Origin of the sequence: Silicimonas algicola, assembly GCF_003148765.1 — a bacterium.
In the GTDB taxonomy this organism is placed as follows: domain Bacteria; phylum Pseudomonadota; class Alphaproteobacteria; order Rhodobacterales; family Rhodobacteraceae; genus Silicimonas; species Silicimonas algicola.
In genome coordinates this window covers 583,131-599,783 of the sequence record NZ_QGGV01000001.1, presented here as the reverse complement: position 1 = coordinate 599,783, position 16,653 = coordinate 583,131, and the positions used below count along the sequence as shown (strand labels likewise).

The 16,653-nt window shown below is 68.3% G+C and carries 15 protein-coding genes; 9 read left to right on the top strand and 6 right to left on the bottom strand.

All coding sequences use genetic code 11. The features are described from left to right. The gene (locus C8D95_RS03065; RefSeq protein WP_109757642.1) at window positions 1-426 is read right to left on the bottom strand and encodes a MarR family winged helix-turn-helix transcriptional regulator; all 426 of its coding nucleotides are present in this window, start codon (window positions 424-426) and stop codon (window positions 1-3) included. 71 nt (window positions 427-497) lie between these two features. Here C8D95_RS03065 and C8D95_RS03060 point away from each other — a divergent pair, with 71 nt between their 5' ends. Genes C8D95_RS03060 through C8D95_RS03035 form a run of 6 tightly spaced genes read left to right on the top strand, consistent with a single transcriptional unit; the run spans window position 498 to window position 7,636 of the window. Next, on the top strand, window positions 498-1,328 hold the full coding sequence (locus C8D95_RS03060; RefSeq protein ID WP_109757641.1) for an FAD binding domain-containing protein: 831 nt from the start codon (window positions 498-500) through the stop codon (window positions 1,326-1,328). Continuing rightward, entirely contained in the window at window positions 1,325-4,051 is a 2,727-nt protein-coding gene (locus C8D95_RS03055) for a molybdopterin-dependent oxidoreductase (protein WP_109757640.1), read from the top strand. The genes C8D95_RS03060 and C8D95_RS03055 overlap by 4 nt, the downstream gene beginning before the upstream one ends. Next, a complete protein-coding gene (locus C8D95_RS03050) occupies window positions 4,041-4,817 on the top strand; it encodes an AAA family ATPase (protein ID WP_109757639.1) in 777 nt (258 codons plus the stop codon). The genes C8D95_RS03055 and C8D95_RS03050 overlap by 11 nt, the downstream gene beginning before the upstream one ends. Next, complete coding sequence (locus C8D95_RS03045) at window positions 4,814-6,256, top strand: 6-hydroxynicotinate reductase (RefSeq protein WP_109757638.1); 1,443 nt, start codon at window positions 4,814-4,816, stop codon at window positions 6,254-6,256. Before C8D95_RS03050 ends, C8D95_RS03045 begins: the two co-directional genes overlap by 4 nt. Next, window positions 6,253-7,062, top strand: a complete 810-nt coding sequence (locus tag C8D95_RS03040) for a UPF0280 family protein (RefSeq protein WP_109757637.1) — start codon at window positions 6,253-6,255, stop codon at window positions 7,060-7,062. The genes C8D95_RS03045 and C8D95_RS03040 overlap by 4 nt, the downstream gene beginning before the upstream one ends. Then, window positions 7,055-7,636, top strand: a complete 582-nt coding sequence (locus tag C8D95_RS03035; protein WP_109757636.1) for an amino acid synthesis family protein — start codon at window positions 7,055-7,057, stop codon at window positions 7,634-7,636. Before C8D95_RS03040 ends, C8D95_RS03035 begins: the two co-directional genes overlap by 8 nt. A 6-nt stretch (window positions 7,637-7,642) precedes the next feature. Here the strand turns inward: C8D95_RS03035 and C8D95_RS03030 are convergent, their stop codons facing one another. From C8D95_RS03030 to C8D95_RS03010, 5 genes are all read right to left on the bottom strand, one after another. After that, a complete protein-coding gene (locus C8D95_RS03030; RefSeq protein ID WP_420902657.1) occupies window positions 7,643-8,998 on the bottom strand; it encodes a TRAP transporter large permease in 1,356 nt (451 codons plus the stop codon). After that, on the bottom strand, window positions 8,998-9,513 hold the full coding sequence (locus C8D95_RS03025) for a TRAP transporter small permease (protein WP_109757964.1): 516 nt from the start codon (window positions 9,511-9,513) through the stop codon (window positions 8,998-9,000). The genes C8D95_RS03030 and C8D95_RS03025 overlap by 1 nt, the downstream gene beginning before the upstream one ends. Window position 9,514: 1 nt before the next feature. Further along, a complete protein-coding gene (locus C8D95_RS03020) occupies window positions 9,515-10,552 on the bottom strand; it encodes a TRAP transporter substrate-binding protein (protein WP_109757635.1) in 1,038 nt (345 codons plus the stop codon). A 138-nt stretch (window positions 10,553-10,690) separates the two neighbouring features. After that, on the bottom strand, window positions 10,691-12,175 hold the full coding sequence (locus C8D95_RS03015; protein ID WP_109757634.1) for an indolepyruvate oxidoreductase subunit beta family protein: 1,485 nt from the start codon (window positions 12,173-12,175) through the stop codon (window positions 10,691-10,693). Beyond that, window positions 12,172-14,313 (bottom strand): thiamine pyrophosphate-dependent enzyme, encoded by a 2,142-nt coding sequence (locus tag C8D95_RS03010; protein WP_109757633.1) that lies wholly within the window; start codon window positions 14,311-14,313, stop codon window positions 12,172-12,174. The genes C8D95_RS03015 and C8D95_RS03010 overlap by 4 nt, the downstream gene beginning before the upstream one ends. Before the next feature lie 127 nt (window positions 14,314-14,440). Here C8D95_RS03010 and C8D95_RS03005 point away from each other — a divergent pair, with 127 nt between their 5' ends. From C8D95_RS03005 to C8D95_RS02995, 3 genes are all read left to right on the top strand, one after another. After that, window positions 14,441-15,085, top strand: a complete 645-nt coding sequence (locus tag C8D95_RS03005; protein WP_109757632.1) for an SDR family NAD(P)-dependent oxidoreductase — start codon at window positions 14,441-14,443, stop codon at window positions 15,083-15,085. Window positions 15,086-15,181: 96 nt separating this feature from the next. Beyond that, entirely contained in the window at window positions 15,182-15,970 is a 789-nt protein-coding gene (gene surE / locus C8D95_RS03000) for a 5'/3'-nucleotidase SurE (protein WP_109757631.1), read from the top strand. Next, on the top strand, window positions 15,970-16,605 hold the full coding sequence (locus C8D95_RS02995; RefSeq protein WP_420902656.1) for a protein-L-isoaspartate(D-aspartate) O-methyltransferase: 636 nt from the start codon (window positions 15,970-15,972) through the stop codon (window positions 16,603-16,605). Before surE ends, C8D95_RS02995 begins: the two co-directional genes overlap by 1 nt. The last annotated feature ends 48 nt before the right edge of the window (window positions 16,606-16,653 follow it).

The following is a 16,653-nucleotide window of genomic DNA, read 5'->3' as shown; positions in this document are numbered from 1 at the left end:
TCAGACAAGCTTCTCCAGAAGCGCCTCGAAGGCGCGGGCTTCGTCGGCGTCGAGAGGCGCAAGGGTCTCTTGCCCCGCCACCAGCGCGCGGGCCTGGGCGGCCTCGAAGGCCGCGCGGCCGTCGTCCGTCAACTCAACGCGTCGCAGGCGGAGGTCATCGGGGTCGGGCCCCGAGGTGACGAGGTGTTTGGCCCTCAGCCGCTCGACCACACCCTTGATAGTCGCGGAATCCATGGCCGTCAGGCGTCCCAGCAGGTTCTGCGACAAGGGGCCCTTCTCGTAGAGCCGGGCCAGGGCCGCGAACTGCGTCGGCGTCAGCCCGTCCACATGCGCGGCGAAGATGGCGATGTGACGCTGGTTCGCGCGGCGGAGGTTGAACCCCACCTGATCCGAGAGCCGGTAGTCCGAAGCCTTGTCGTCGCTCATGGCAACTTCATTGACAGCTTGCGGTGCCTCTAGCAACATGTCGCTTGCATACCAACAATCCTTCGGGCGCCATGACGGAAGCCTACCTCAGGCCCGATACGCTTGACGAGGCTCTTGCGGTCCTCGCGGACGGCGAGACGCGGATCGCCGCCGGCTGCACCGATCTCTTTGCCGCGACGGCGCGCAAGATCCTGCCCGGACGCACGCTCGACATCAGCCGGATACCGACCCTGCGCGGCATCCTCCACGACGACAGCGGGCTGACCATCGGCGCCACGACCACCTGGACGGACATCGCCACCGCCGAGCTTCCTCCGGCCTGCCGCGGCCTCCAGCTCGCGGCGCGCGAGGTCGGCGGCCCCCAGATCCAGAACCGCGGCACCATCGCGGGCAACCTCTGCAACGCTTCGCCCGCGGCGGATGGCGTCCCGCCCCTTCTGACGCTCGACGCCCAGGTCGTCCTGCGGACGAAGGACGGTGAACGCAGCCTGCCGCTTGACCAATTTCTGACAGGTCCACGCCGGACGGCACGCGAGGCGGGCGAGATCGTCGTCGCAATCAGGGTGCCCGCCGAGGCGCTGGAGGGCGCGGGCCACTTCCTGAAGCTCGGCGCGCGGCGGCACCTCGTCATCTCGATCGCGATGGTGGCGGTGCGCGTGTCCCTGGTCGAGGGTATCGTGCAGCAGGCCGCAGTCGCAGTCGGAGCCTGCGGTCCCGTCGCCGTCCGTCTGACCCAGTTGGAAAAGGCGCTTGTCGGCCAGCCTCTGGATCCTCACTTGGTGACCGACGATCTCGTGGCACAGGCCCTCTCGCCCATCGACGATGTGCGCGCGGACGCGCCCTACCGGGCCCACGCGTCGGCGGAACTCGTGCGACGCGCCCTGGCGCAGGTGACCGCATGACGCTGTCCTTCACCATCCGCGGCGAACGTCAGGAGGTCGAGACCGACCCGCACAGGCGCCTGTCCGAGGTGCTGCGCGACGACCTCGGGCTGAAAAGCGTCAAGGTCGGCTGCGACGCGGGCGACTGCGGTGCCTGCACCGTGCTGATCGACGGGCGGCAGGCCTGCGCCTGCCTCGTTCCGGCCGGTCAGGCCGACGGCGCCAGCATCGAGACGCTCGAGACCTGGAGCGGCGGCGCGGCGGACCGTCTGAGGGACGCATTCCTCGCCGAGGGCGCGGCCCAGTGCGGCATCTGCACCCCCGGCATGATGATGGCTGCCGCCGAGCTTCTGTCGGCGTCGCCCGATCCGACCGAGGACGAGGTCCGCACCGCGCTGTCCGGCGTTCTCTGTCGCTGCACGGGATACGCCAGCATCGTGGCCGCCGTCCTCAGTGCGTCGCGCCCCCGCCCGGCCGAGACGATGCCCGCCCCCGGCCAGTCAGTCGGCGCGCCGGTCCGACGCCTGGACGGACGGCCCAAGGTCGACGGCACCGAGATGTTCGGCGCCGACGTCGGCCCTCGCGACGCCCTCGTCGTGCGTGCCGTGCGCAGCCCGCACTTCCACGCGGCCTTCACGCTCGGCGACACTGCCGCCTGGGCGGTGGAGCATCCCGGCGTCACCGTCCTGACCGCCGCCGACGTTCCCGGCGTGAACCGCTTCGGCGTCATTCCCCACCTCGCCGACCAGCCCGCGCTCGCCGATGGCATCGTCCGTCACCTGGGCGAGGCCGTGGCCCTCGTCGTGGGCGAGGCCAGTCTCGTCGAGGCGCTGGTTCTCTCGACCTTCCCGGTCACCTGGGAGGCGCATCCTTACAGCCTGACCGAGGCCGAGGGCGCCAAGGATGGGGCGCAGCTTCTTCACGAAGGCCGTCCCGGCAACCTGTTGATCGAGGGCCGCGTCTCGACCGGCGACGCCGAGACAGCACTCGCCGCGTCGGCGCATGTGGCCGATGGCACCTTCCGCACGTCCTATGTCGAACACGCCTATATCGAGCCCGAAGCCGGCATCGCCTGGCTCGAGGGCGACACGCTCATCATCGCGGCCTGCACCCAGGCCCCCGTGATGGACCGCGACGAGACTGCAAAGGTGCTCGGCCTCCCGCCCGACCGCGTCCGGATCATCCCCACCGCGACGGGCGGCGGGTTCGGCGCAAAACTCGATCTCTCGGTCCAGCCGCTGATCGGCCTCGCCGCGCTGAAGACGGGCAAACCCTGTCGCATGGTCTGGGGCCGGGGCGAATCCATGCTCGCCTCCACCAAGCGGCACCCGGGAACGATGACGGCCCGGATCGGTGCCGACGCCGAGGGCCGCATCACCGCCATGCGCTTCGACGGCGCCTTCAATACTGGCGCCTATGCAAGCTGGGGGCCTACCGTGGCGAGCCGCGTGCCGGTCCACGCCTCTGGCCCTTATCGCACGCCAAACTACCGCGCCACGGCGCGGGCGATCCACACGAACGGACCCACCTCGGGCGCCTTCCGCGGTTTTGGCGTCCCGCAGGCGGCCATTGCGCAGGAGGTGCTCTACGACGACCTCGCGCTCGCGCTCGGGATGGACCGCCTCGCCTTCCGGCGCGCGAACGCCTTCGTCGACGGCGACCGCACCACCTGCGGTCAGACCCTGCCGTCGGTCGGTCTGGCTGACTGCCTCGACGCGCTTGCGCCCCACTGGGAGGTGGCGCTGGAGGCTGCCGAGGCCCACAACCGAGGCGGAGGCGTCACCCGGCGCGGCGTGGGCGTCGCCTCCTGCTGGTACGGTTGCGGCAACACCTCGCTGCCCAATCCCTCCACCGTCCGCATCGGCATCACGTCCGCAGGCCGCCTCTGCCTGCACCAGGGCGCCACCGACATCGGACAAGGCTCGAATACCGTCATCGCCCAGATCGCCGCCGATGCCCTCGGTGTGCCGCTCGACGCAATCGAGATCGTGGGGCCAGACACTGCGCTCACGCCCGACTGCGGCAAGACCTCGGCCTCGCGCCAGACCTTCGTGACGGGCCGCGCGGCGCAGGCGGCGGGCGAGGCGCTTCGGGCTCTGATCCTGCGGCAAACGAACCTGCCCGAAACCGCGTCGATCCGGCTCTCCGCCGGACGCCTGTCAGTCGAGGACGGCGGCACCCGCCAAGACATCGATCTCGCCGCCCTGACTTCCGACAGTCACGGCTATGTCCTTGCCGCCGAAGAGACGTACGACCCACCCACGACTGCGCTCGACGCCGACGGCCAGGGCGCACCCTACGCCGTCTACGGCTTCGGCGCGCAACTGGCCGAGGTCGAGGTGGACATGGCGCTCGGCACCACGCGCGTCCTCCACATCGCCGCCGCCCACGACCTGGGCCGCGCCATCAACCCGACATTGGCGCGGGGCCAGGTCGAGGGCGGCATCGCCCAGGGCCTGGGTCTTGCGTTGATGGAGGAGTTCGTCCCGGGCCGGACCGAGAACCTGCACGACTACCTGATCCCGACCATCGGCGACATGCCCCGCATCACGCCGATCCTGATCGAGAAGCCCGACCCCGAAGGCCCCTTCGGCGCGCGAGGCCTGGGCGAGCACGTCCTGATCCCCACCGCGCCCGCGATCCTGAACGCCATCCGCCACGCAAGCGGCGCGCGGATCACCCACGTCCCCGCCCTGCCCCACCGGGTGCTGGCGGCGATCGGGAAGGCGCGGCATGGCACGTAAGCGCCGCGACACCGCGCTGCCCGCGCCCTTCCTCAAGCGGCTGTCGCTGATCCCGGAGCACATGACGGACCGCACGACCTATCCGATGAACCTTCCCTGGCTCGATCCGGACAGGTTCGACCTGGAATTCGCGACGCCCGTCACCATCATCGTCGGCGAGAACGGCTCGGGGAAATCCACCCTGATCGAAGCGATTGCCGCCCTCGCGGGGTACGACGAAGCCGGCGGCGGCAAGGGATATCGCCCGGTCGATCACGACGGCGCACTGGACAGAAGCGGCGCCGGACTCGCCGACGCGCTTCGGGCGGGGTGGCTGCCCAAGGTCACCGACGGCTGGTTCTTCCGGGCGGAGTCCTTCTTCTCGGTCGCGCGCTACCTCGACAAGGTGGCTGTCGAGACTGGCGGAGCCGCCCCCGACTTCCTGTCGTGGTCGCATGGCGAGGGCTTCATCCGCTTCTTCGAAGACCGGATGGACCGGCAGGGCATCTACCTTCTGGACGAACCGGAAAGCGCGCTGTCGCCGACCCGGCAGATCGAACTTCTCCGACTTTTCGCGCGGCTGCAGGAAAGCGCCCTGAGCCAGGTCATCGTCGCCACCCATTCGCCCATCCTCATGGCCGTGCCGGGGGCGACTGTCCTTCAGATCACGCACCGCGGCCTGTCGCCCATCGGGTATCGGGACACCACGCATTTCGAGCTGTACCGGGCCTTCGTGAGCGATCCCGAAGGCTTCATCGCAGATGCCCTGTCAGGCGACCGGCCATGACCGACGCATCGCGCTCCGAGAAGATCCGCTGCGACGCCTGCCCGGTCATGTGCTACATTGCGCCGGGCCGCGCGGGCGCCTGCGACCGCTATGCCAACGACGACGGGCGCATCGTGCGGGTCGATCCGCTGATCCTCCTCGACCGGCGAATCGCGCAGGGCGACGCGGTGAAGCCCTTCCTTGCTGCCGACTGGGACGGGGCGGCCGTGTCGGGCGACGAGGTCGTCGTGACCGCCATCGGCGCGGGCACCACCTATCCCGACTTCAAGCCCGCCCCCTTCATCGTCTCGCGCGAAATCGAGGGCGTCGACTGCGTCACGGTCGTGACCGAGGCGATCTTCTCCTACTGCGGGGTCAAGGTGAAGATCGACACCGACCGGCATCTCGGCGACGAGGCTTCCCCCGTGCGGTACGATGGCGAGGTCGTCGGCCATGTGATGACCGCCGAGTACGGCAGCCAGATGCTGTCCTTGGGCGGCGTCGACCACCTGACCGGCGGCTCAAAGGCCGAAGGGCGCAAGACCTGCGACGCCCTGATGGCGCTTTGCAACAAGGAAGCGGTCGAGTTGTCCGTCGACGGCGGCTCGAGCGTCCTGGTTCAGGCGGGCCGCGCGCCGGTTGTGGACGGCGTGCCCGAGGTCAGGATGCGCGTCGGCTGCGGATCGGCCACCATCGGGATGTTCGCCTCGCAATGGAAGGGTCTGGTGGACGAGGTCGTCGTGGTCGACGACCACATCACCGGCGTCGTTTCGGAACACCAGGCCGGCAAGGTCATCGACTGGCCCGACACCGGCATCCGCATCAAGGGCCACCGCTCGACGCCGGGGCGCTACTTCAAGGTCGCCCAGCCCGGCCTTGGCTGGGGCGGGACGGACATCACCGATCCGCTCGCCATCCTCGGCGACTGGCGCGTCGTCAAGGGGGCGCGGCCGGGGCTGACATTGCTCATGGTCTCGACCACAGGCGAACACTCGGCCTTCTACGAGTTGGACGATGCATTGACGCCGGTCCTGCGGGACATGCCGGACCCCTTGCGCGCCTCCGTGGACCTCATCGCCCAGAACTGCGAGCCAGCACTTTGCACGGTCCTCTTCATGGGCGGGGCGGGCGGATCGCTCCGTTCGGGCGTCACGCGGAACCCGATCAACCTCACGCGCTCGGTTCACGACGAAAGGACCCGCGTGACCGTGGGCGGCGCGCCGGTCTACGTCTGGCCGGGCGGCGGCATCACCGTCATGGTGGACGTCACACAGGTGCCCGACCGCGCCTTCGGCTATGTGCCGACGCCTGCGCTGGTCGCACCTCTCGAATTCACGACGACGCGAGAGGAGTATGTATCGCTCGGCGGGCACGACGGCGCGATCCGGTCGCTCGACGACGTGCTTCGGACAGGCGGCGAATACGGCGACGGCAGCGAAGTCCGCGGGGCGGGACGATGACGGGCCCGCAGATCACGTTCCTGCCGGACGGCCGGCGGCTGCACCTGAACCACGGGCCCATCGACCTGATCGTCGATGCCGAGGGGCCCGGCCGCGAGGCCGCGCTGGCCGACGCCGCGCGCCGCTTCGGCACGATCCTCGACGAACTGGTGGCCGAGCTTCCACGCCTGAGGCGTCCCCTCGACGCCCAGCCCTTTGGGGGCACGACGGCGCAGCGCATGGCCCGCGCCGTCGCCCCCTTCGCCGAGTTCGTCACACCCATGGCCGCCGTCGCAGGGTCAGTTGCGGACGAGATCCTCTCCGCCATGACCCGGCGCACGCTCACCAAGGCCTACGTCAACAACGGCGGCGACATCGCGCTTCACCTCGCGCCGGGCGCCAGCTTCACGGCGGCCTCTCCCGCCGGACCCGTCACGATCCGCCACGGTGACGCCGCCCGCGGCCTCGCCACCTCGGGATGGCGCGGGCGCAGCCACTCTCTCGGCATCGCCGACGCGGTGACCGTCCTCGCACGAACGGCCGCCGAGGCCGACGCCGCCGCCACCCTCATCGCCAATGCCGTCGACCTGCCCGGCCATCTCTCGATCAAGCGTACACCGGCCCGCGACCTCGCCCCCGACAGCGACCTCGGCGACCGGCCCGTCACGACGGGCGTCGGGCCACTTTCACCTGGCGACACGGCCACAGCCCTCGCCGCGGGCCTCGCCGCCGCGCGACGGTATCGCATGCGAAACCTGATCCTCGCCGCCTCGCTCACGCTGAACGGCCAGACCGTCACCACAGAAGAGGTCCTCGCCCATGCCTGACTTCCCCGTCCGCAAGATGCACCTCGTCATCGAGGAGATCCGCCACGACGGCGGGCCGCCGCCCGAGACGCCGCGCCGCCTCGGCGCGATCCTTGCCTGCGTGCGCAACCCCTTCGCCGGACGGCACGACCCGCATCTTCAGGATGCGATGGACGACCTGAAGCCGCTCGGCCACGAGATGAGCGAGCGCCTGATCGCGGCCTTGGGCGGCAAGGAGGCCATCGACGGCTACGGCAAGGGCGCCATCGTCGGCTCGGCGGGCGAACTGGAACACGGCGCGCTTTGGCACGTCCCCGGCGGCTACGCGATGCGCGGGCTTCTGAACGAGTCGAAGGCCATCGTGCCCTCCTGCATGAAGAAGGGCGGCGTCGGCACGCGTCTGGACATCCCCCTTGGCCACATCAACGCCGCCTATGTCCGCTCTCACTTCGACGGGATCGAGGTCGGGCTGTCCGACGGACCCGCGCCGGACGAGATCGTCTTCGCCCTCGCCATGTCCTGCGGCGGCCGGGTGCATTCGCGGATGGGCGGGCTCGAGGCCTGGGACGTCAAGGGCGAGGACGGGCTGCGCTGAGGCGTATCAGCCCGACAGCACCGACGGGAGCCACAGCGTCAGCGCGGGGAACATCACCAGCACCGTCACGCGGACCAGTTCGGCCAGGAAGAATGGCATCACGCCCTTGAACGTCTCGGACATCGGTATGTCCTTGGCGAGCGCCGAGATGACAAAGACGTTCATCCCCACGGGCGGCGTGATGAGACCGAGTTCCACGACGATCAGGGCGAGGATGCCGAACCAGATCTTCAGATCCTCGGTCGACATGCCGAAGCCCGCGCCCTCGGCCGGCTGGTAGAGACCGCCGTTCAGTTCGATCAGCACCGGCCAAAAGAACGGCACGACGAGAAGGATCATCGAGAGCGAGTCCATCAGGCAGCCGAGCAGGATCAGCGCCACCAGGAGGATCACCATGACCGTCATGGGCGCATAGCCCGACTGAAGGATCCACTCCGCCGTGGCCTGGGGCAGGCCGATGCGGCTCATCAGGATCTTCATCAGTTCCGCGCCGAACAGGATCAGGTAGATCATGCCGGTGGTGCCCGCCGTCTCGCGCAGAGAGTCCTTGATGGCCTCCCAGCCGATGGTGCGCTTGACGATGCCGTAGAGCCAGACCAGCACGACGCCCACCGACGCCGCCGGGGTCGGATTGAAGTAGCCACCGTAGATGCCGCCGAGAACGATGCCGAAGATCACCATGACCGGGATCAGGCCAAGCGTCGCCGCGCGGAACTCGGCCCGGTCGACACCGTCATGCGCGGGGCCGGCCTCGGGCCAGATCGTGACATAGACTGCGATGGTCAGAATGAAGAGGACGACGGCTAGCAGGCCCGGGATCATCGCGGCGGCGAACATCGTCACGATGTTCGCCTCGACGATGATGGCATAGATGATGAGGACCACGGACGGCGGGATCAGGATCCCCAGGACGCCCCCGGCGGCAAGCGACCCCGTCGCCAGCGCGCCCGAGTACCGATAGCGCGCCAGTTCCGGCAGGGCCACGCGCCCCATCGTCGAAGCCGTGGCGAGGGACGACCCGCAGACCGCACCGAAGCCCGCGCATCCGGCGATGGCGGCCATGGCCGTGCCGCCCCGCATCCAGCCGAGCCAGGCATTCGCGCCCCGGAACAGGTCCTGACTCAGACCGGCCCGGGATGCGAGCGCACCCATCAGCACGAACATCGGCACGACCGACAGACCGTAATTCGAGAAGATGCCCCAGCCGAGCGTCTTCATCTGGCTGAGCAGGATCGGAAGGCCGTTGACCATCACGATGCCCACGCCGCCAACGAGGATCATCGCATAGGCGATGGGAATCCGGATCGCGATCAGGAGAACGAGGACGACGAGGGCTGCGACGCCAAGCGTGATGGGGTCCATCAGGTCCTCTTGCGCGACATGGCGTGAACGGCCTCGATCAGCGACGCGGCGCTCGCAACGACGAGAAGGACCAGAGAAACAAGACATCCCGCATAGGCAAGCCAGAGCGGAATCTGAAGCGTCGCGGTCGTGGCGTCATAGGTCTTCTGGTCGATCATGCCGGCGTACATGCGCCAGGTCAGAAGCAGGCCGAAGCCCAAGGCGATGATAGCGCCCAGAAGCGAGAAGACCGACAGCCAGAACCGCGAGGCGCGCGCCGTGAAGATGTCCGCCGTGACGTTCAGGTCGGCGATCTGGCAGTAGGGCAGGAAGGCGAAGGCGGCGATGGCGACACCGACCTCGGTCATCTCGAAATCGCCGACGAACGAGCGGTTCAGGATGGCGAACCCCAGCACAGAGGCCACGTTCATCAGCGCCACGGCCAGCAGGACGAGCCCGCCCAGGATCGCCCAGGCGGTCGATATGCGAAGGACGAGGCCGTGAAGCCTCGTCCCGGATGCGTGAGCAGCGCTCATGCTACTGCGAGTTGGCCGCGACTGCGTCCTTGGCGGACTGCACGAGGCCGGCGCCGTCGAGACCCTTGCTCGAGACCTCGTCGATCCAGCGCTGCTGGACGGGCTCGAGCGTGTCGAGGAAGACCTGCGTCTCTTCCGGCGTCAGCGTGACGTGCGTCTTGCCGTTGTCGGTCGCCATCTTGATGCCGAAGTCGTCGCCAGCGCGCCAGGCGTCGGCCACCTGGGCCCACCAGTCGCGACCCGATGCGTCGCTGAACGCCTTCTGGATGTCCTCGGGCAGGCTGTCCCAGCGGGTCTTGTTCATCGAGACCTGGAAGGTGGTGGTGCCGAACCGGGTCTGGTCTGCGCCCTCGATGAAATAGTCGATCTGCTCGTAGAGCTTCAGCGGCGGGATGATCTCCCAGGGCAGAAGCGTGGCTTCCGCGACCTTCTTCGACAGTGCAGCCGGCACTTCCGGCACGGGCATGGCGATCGGCGAGGCACCAAGCGCCTCGATCACCCAGGCGCCGGTGCGCGACGGGATGCGGATCTTCATCCCCGCCAGGTCGGCCGGGGAATGGACCTCCTTGTCGACCGTCATCAGGGCCTGGCCCGCGTGGACGTGCAGCCACATGACCTCGAGCCCCTGGTAGTCGTCCTTCAGGCTTTCCTCGAACATGTCGTACATGGCGAGGTTGGTGGCCTTGATGTCGTTGACGAAGACGCCCGGAAGCTCGAACACCTCAGTCCGGGGAAACTGGCCGGGGGTATAGCCGTTCACGGTCCAGATCAGGTCGACGACACCGTCGCGGGCCTGCTGAACCAGTTCGGGCGGGGTGCCGCCAAGCGACATCGCGGGATAGATCTCGATCTTCACCCGGCCGCCCGAGTTCTCCTCGACCTGCCGCGCCCAGGGCTCCAGCATGTTGGTCTGTGCAGGAGCCTGAGCGCCCAGCAGGTGGTGCAGCTTGAAGGTGAACTCCTGCGCCGAGGCCGTGCCGGCAAAGCCGACGGCAGCCGCAGTCGCGACGAGAGCACCGAACAGAGTGCGACGTTTCATTGGTATTCCTCCCAGTTCAACCGATCGGCTTCGCGCCGTATCGTTCAAGTGTAGCGGTAGAGACCGCTGTCAGATAGCGCCAATCCGAAAGCCGGAGAAGGTATTCAGCCCGGCTTGAGATGTGACGCGGCAAGGTGTTCATGCGGCCGCCTCTCCCCCGGCAGGGGCGAGGAAAGCGTCGAGTGCGGCATGTGTATCGTCCGCCATGGCGGCGGCGATGGCGCCCCGCAGGCGGTCGGCACTGTTCGCGCCGAAACCGGCCATCCGGGCCGGCTCGACGATCCGCGCGCGGATCAGGCGATAGGCCCGAAGCCCGCGCAGGGCGGTGTCGGAATATCCTTTCCGGACGCGCGGCAACTCGGCCAGGGCCTCGGCGAAGGCAGGATCCTGCTTCAGCGCCAGGACCATCGTGTCGATCCACTCGGCGATCTCGGCCTGTTCCTCGGCATACCGCAGCGAACCTTTCCTGAACCGTCCGATCCAGGCCACCGCGCGAAGAAGACGGAAGCCGACAGGTCCGGTCGAGCGGACATAGCGGCCCTTTCCGAGAAACGGCAGGCTACGTCCGGCTTCGGCCCGCGCGCGCAGCCGTCGCCCCATGCCAGTCGGGAGGACGTCCGCGATCTCTTCCAGCCGGGGCTTGAGGTATTCGGTGACCGAAAGGTGCTGGCCCGGCGTCAGCTGGACCTCGGACCGGATTCGGTCGAAGCGCTCGGGCCGCGTCTTCAAGTCGGCGACGCGCGAAATGTCCTCGTAGCACATCCAGAGGGCCAGACGGCGCCCGGCCTCGGAGAGCGCGTGGCGGGACGCCTGATCGTCGCCGGCCTCCATCGACAGGCGCGCAAGGCGTTCGAGGTAAAGGTCCGCGTAGGACTGGTCCTGATAGTCGGCACAGCGTTCGTGTCCAAGGGACGCCACCCCGCGCAGGTGGTCGGGAAGACGCGCCACGCCCTCCGCCTCGTCCGTCGTCAGCGACCCGACCGCGTCGGCCCCCTTGTCGATGTCCTCTGGCACGCCGTCCGTGTCGCCAGGTCCGGCTGCCCGGTCGAAGCCCGCAAGGCTCGCCCGGCCCTCGACGACCGCGCGCGACGCCTCGACGGTCCAGGGCAGCGCGCGCGCCGCCGCCCCGAAGAGGACAGCGCTGATGTAGGTGCCCTCGTCCTCGGCCATCGCGGTGAAGTCGCGCAGATCCGCCTCCTTCGACAAGGCTTCCGCCGCGCCGATCACCCTGTCGGAAGGGTAGCGCCCGTCGCCAAGCTGTATCTTCTCGGCCGTCGTGAAGGTCCGCCCGGTCGAGGCGATCAGCGTCGTCAGCCCCGGCGAGACATACCCCGCCTCGAGCGCGCGCCCGGCTTCCGCCAACTCGCTGGCGATCAGCACATCGACGCGGCCGGGCATGGGCACGAGGTTGAAGACCGGCCGCGTCCCCGCCTCCGCGACTTCGATGTAGTAGGTCGTGGACCCCGTCCGCTGCGCCACGCCCGGCACGCTCGTCGCCTGCACCGGACGTCCCGCAGCGCGCGCGGCGGCGACGATCCAGTTCATCAGGACGCCCCCGCCCTCGCCACCAAGCGCATAGATCAGGATCCGCAGCGGCGCCTTCACTTCGGTCATCGCGTTCATGCGGGCACCCCCGCCAGCCGACCGAGCCGCGTTCTCAGGCGGTCCCACCAGTTCGGGTTCGACACGATGTCCGCGCGCCAGAACGACGGGCAAAGCGTCGCGGCATGGGCGTTCTCGCCGCAGAGGCCGCAGCCGACGCAGCCGTTCGTGACATGCGCCACCGGGTCGGTCTTCAGCGGGTCGGACGACGCCTTCACCGTCAGCGTCGGACAGCCCGAGAGCCGGATGCAGGAATGGTCGCCCGTGCAGGTATCCTCGTCGACGCCGAAGCGCGTGCGCATCACGCGTTCGCCCCGTTTCAGCGCCTCGGCGCGCAAAGGCCGGACGCGGCGCTGGCGTTCGAGCTGGCACTCGCCCTCGGCCACGATGACCTTCAACCCCTTGAATGGACTTCGGAAAGCGTCGATCAGGGTCTTCCTCATCTCACCCACGCGGTAGGTGTGAACGGTGCGCTGCCACTTGACGCCGACGCCCTTCAGCGCCTCCTCGATGGTGCGGTCATCGCCCGTCGCACTCTTCTCCGCCGCAGCGAGCTTCTCGTCCTGCGAGGGCGACGAGACCAGCTCCTGAGTGCCCGTGGCCGAGGTATAGCCGTTCTTCATGATGACGAGGACGCCGTCGCCGCCGTTCAGGAGCCGCGAGGTGACGCCCGAGAGAAGCCCGTTGTGCCAGAAGCCGCCGTCTCCCATCACGGCAAGGGGCGGCCTCTCCTGAAAGGACGAAACCCCTGCGTTGGAGGCAAGGCTCATGCCATAGCCGAGGATCGAGTTGCCGAAGTTGAAGGGCGCGAAGGTCGCGAGCGCATGGCATCCTATGTCGGCGGAATAGTGAACCTTCCCGATGTCCTTTTCCGCCAGCTTCAGCGCCGCGAAGAAGGGCCGCTCAGGACAGCCCGTGCAGAAACCCGGCGGACGCGGCGGGATCGGCTTCTCCAGCAGCGCGCGCGCCTGCGCCTTCAGATCCGCGACTTCTTCGGCATAGGCGGCGTCGGCAACCCGGTTCGACAGCGCGGGGATGTGATCCCGCAGGAACCCGGCCACGCCGGCGAGGATATCCTCCGACCGATATTCCCCCGTCATCGGCAAGCGATCTTTGCCCGACAGCTTCACCTGAAGGTCCGCGCGCCGCAGGATGGTGCCGACCTCGTGCTCGATGTACTCGGGCTGGCCCTCCTCGACGACCAGAAGCGCCGACTTGCCTTCCGCGAAGCCGGTGATCTCCTCGGGCACCAGCGGATAGACGACGTTCAGCACCAGCATCGGGATCTCGGAATTGCCCTCGCCGTCGGCAAGGCCAAGTTCCTGCAACGTGCGGATCAGCGCGTTATAAATCCCGCCCTGTACGATCAGCCCGACCTCGCCGTGCCGCCCGCCCCTCACCTCGTTCAACCCGGCCTCGCGGATGTATTTCCGCGCAGCCGGCATCCGCGTCTCGTACTTCCGCTTCTCATGGCTGAAGGTCACCGGAGGGTGGGCGAGGTGGTCATACTTGTGCGGAGCAGGTTCCTTCAGGACTTGCTTCATCGAGACCTTGGGCGCCACGTTATCCTTCGTCTCGAAGCTCCCCTGAACGTGGCAGGCCCGGATCCGCATCTCGAGCATGACAGGCGTGTTCGAAGCCTCCGACAGCAGAAAGCCATGTTCGACGCACTTCACGATTGTCGGCAAGTCGGGGCGCGGGTCCATCAGCCAGATCGCGGACTTCATGGCGTAGGCATGGGAGCGCTCCTGGATGACGCTCGCGCCCTCGCCATAGTCCTCGCCGATGACGATCAGCGCGCCGCCCATGACGCCGGGCGACGACAGGTTCGACAGCGCGTCGGCCGCGACATTGGTGCCGACGATGGACTTCCACGTCACCGCGCCGCGCACGGGATACATGATCGACGCGCCCAGCATCGCCGCGGCGCTCGCTTCGTTGGTGCAAGGCTCGACGTGGACGCCAAGTTCGCCCATCAGGCCGCGGGCCTGGACCATGACGTCGATCAGGTGGGATACGGGCGCGCCCTGGTAGCCACCGACATACGAGACGCCCGACTGGAGCAGGGCCTTCGTCACGGCAAGGATGCCCTCCCCGTGGAAGACATCGCCCTCCCCGAGGGAGAGCGTCTCGATCTCCCGGTCGAAGGATCGTTCCAAGCGAACCTCCCCTTTCGCACGTTAGTTGACTGTGACAACGATCAACAGGTGAAGCAAGTGGCAATCCCGTGATACGTCCCGCGAAGGGGGTTGACCACCGGGGGCGCGCCGGTCAAAGCACGGACCCATGACGCGCATCGCCCTCATCACCGGAGCTTCGCGCGGCCTCGGCGCGGCCCTGGCCGAGGCACTGGCCCCCGAACACCACATCGTCGCCGTCGCGCGCACCGTGGGCGCCCTCGAAGAGCTAGACGACCGTATCGGCGCGAAAGGCGGTGTCGCGACCCTGGCGCCGATGGACGTTACTCTGACCCCGGCGATGGCCGAGCTCTGCCGGTCGATCCACGACCGCTGGGGCCACGTCGATCTCTGGGTCCATGCCGCGGTCCATGTGGCGCCCCTGTCGCCTGCCGATCATGTCGACGCGAAGGACATGCAGAAGTCCGTCGCGGTCAACGTCACGGCGACCGCGACCCTCATCCCCTTCCTGGCGCCCCTCCTGCGCGCCGCGCCGGACGGCGGAACGGCGCTCTTTTTCGACGATCCTCGCGCGGGGCAGAAGTTCTTCGGCGCTTACGGCGCGACCAAAGCCGCCCAGATCGCGCTGGCGCGAAGCTGGCAGGCCGAGGCGACCTCCGCCGGACCGCGCGTCGTCATCGCATCGCCGCCTCCGATGCCGACCGCGACCCGGGCGCGTTTCTTCCCGGGCGAGGACCGCGCGTCGCTCACACAGCCCGGCGACGTGGCCCGCGCCATCCTCGCGCAGCTCTGACGCTTCATCTTGCCTGAAATACGCAAGGTCTCGACCTTGCCCCCCAGTGCCCCCTCGCCTAATCAGGGGCTGACAGGCTCAAGGGGCGCGGAAAACATGCGCATTCTCATCACGAACGACGACGGCATCAACGCTCCGGGGCTCGAGACCCTCGCTGCCATCGCGCACGAGGTCTCTGGTCCCGACGGCGAAGTCTGGACCGTGGCGCCGGCCTTCGAGCAGTCGGGGGTCGGCCACTGCATCAGCTACACCCATCCCACGATGCTGTCGAAATTCGGCGAGCGTCGCTATGCCGCCGAGGGATCTCCCGCCGACTGCGTCCTCGCCGGCATCCACGAGGTGCTGAAGGACACGAAGCCGGACCTGATCCTTTCGGGCGTGAACCGCGGCAACAACGCCGCCGAGAACGTGCTCTATTCCGGCACCATCGGCGGTGCGATGGAAGGCGCGCTTCAAGGCATCCCCTCCATCGCCCTGTCGCAGTTCTACGGGCCCGGCAACGCGTCCCTCGACAATCCCTTCGAATCCGCCGCAGTTCACGGCGTGCGGACGGTGCGCGCGATCCTCGACCAGGGAATATGGGAAACCCGCGGCTACCAGGTCTTCTACAACGTCAACTTCCCGCCCTGCACGGCGGACGAGACCAGGGACATCCGCATCACGACGCAAGGCTGGCGCGACAAGACCACAATGGGCGTCGAGCCGCACCTGTCTCCCTCGGGCCGTATGTTCCTCTGGGTGCGCGGCGGACCCCAGCACCACCCGACGGGCGAAGGCACCGACGTCACCGCAAACATAGACGGCTACATCTCGGTCACGCCGCTTCGTGCCGACCTCACGGCCTACGACCTGATCGCCGACCTTCGCGGCCGGTTCGACGGATGATGACCGACGAGCAGCGGATGCAGCTCGTCTTCGCCCTGCGGCAAAGCGGCGTCCGGGACACGCGCGTGCTCGAGGCGATGGAGAAGATCGACCGGGGCGCCTTCGTGAAGGGTCTCTTCGCCGACCGCGCCTACGAAGACATGCCTCTGCCGATCGCCTGCGGGCAGACCATCAGCCAGCCCTCGGTCGTCGGCCTGATGACGCAGGCCCTGAAGGTCGAGCCGCGCCACAAGGTTCTCGAGATCGGCACCGGCTCGGGCTACCAGGCCGCGATCCTGTCGCTTCTGGCCCGCCGGGTCTATACGGTCGACCGGCACAAGCGGCTGGTGGCCGAAGCGCAGGAGGTCTTCCACCGCCTCGGGCTCGTCAACATCACCGCCTTTCCCGCCGATGGTACGCGAGGGCTCGAGGATCAGGCCCCCTTCGACCGCATCATGATTACGGCCGCCGCCGAGGATCCGCCCGCTCCCTTGTTGGCAGAGTTGAAAACTGGCGGTATCATGGTACTGCCGGTTGGACAGTCGGATGCCGTGCAGGCGCTGATAAAGGTGACCCGGACCGAGACGGGCTTCGAATACGAGGAGCTTCGGCAGGTTCGGTTCGTCCCCCTCGTCGAGGGTATGGGGCCGGAATGACGGCCGGTACGAAGGGACCCCGCAAGAGGGCCCGAGTGGTGGTGAGGA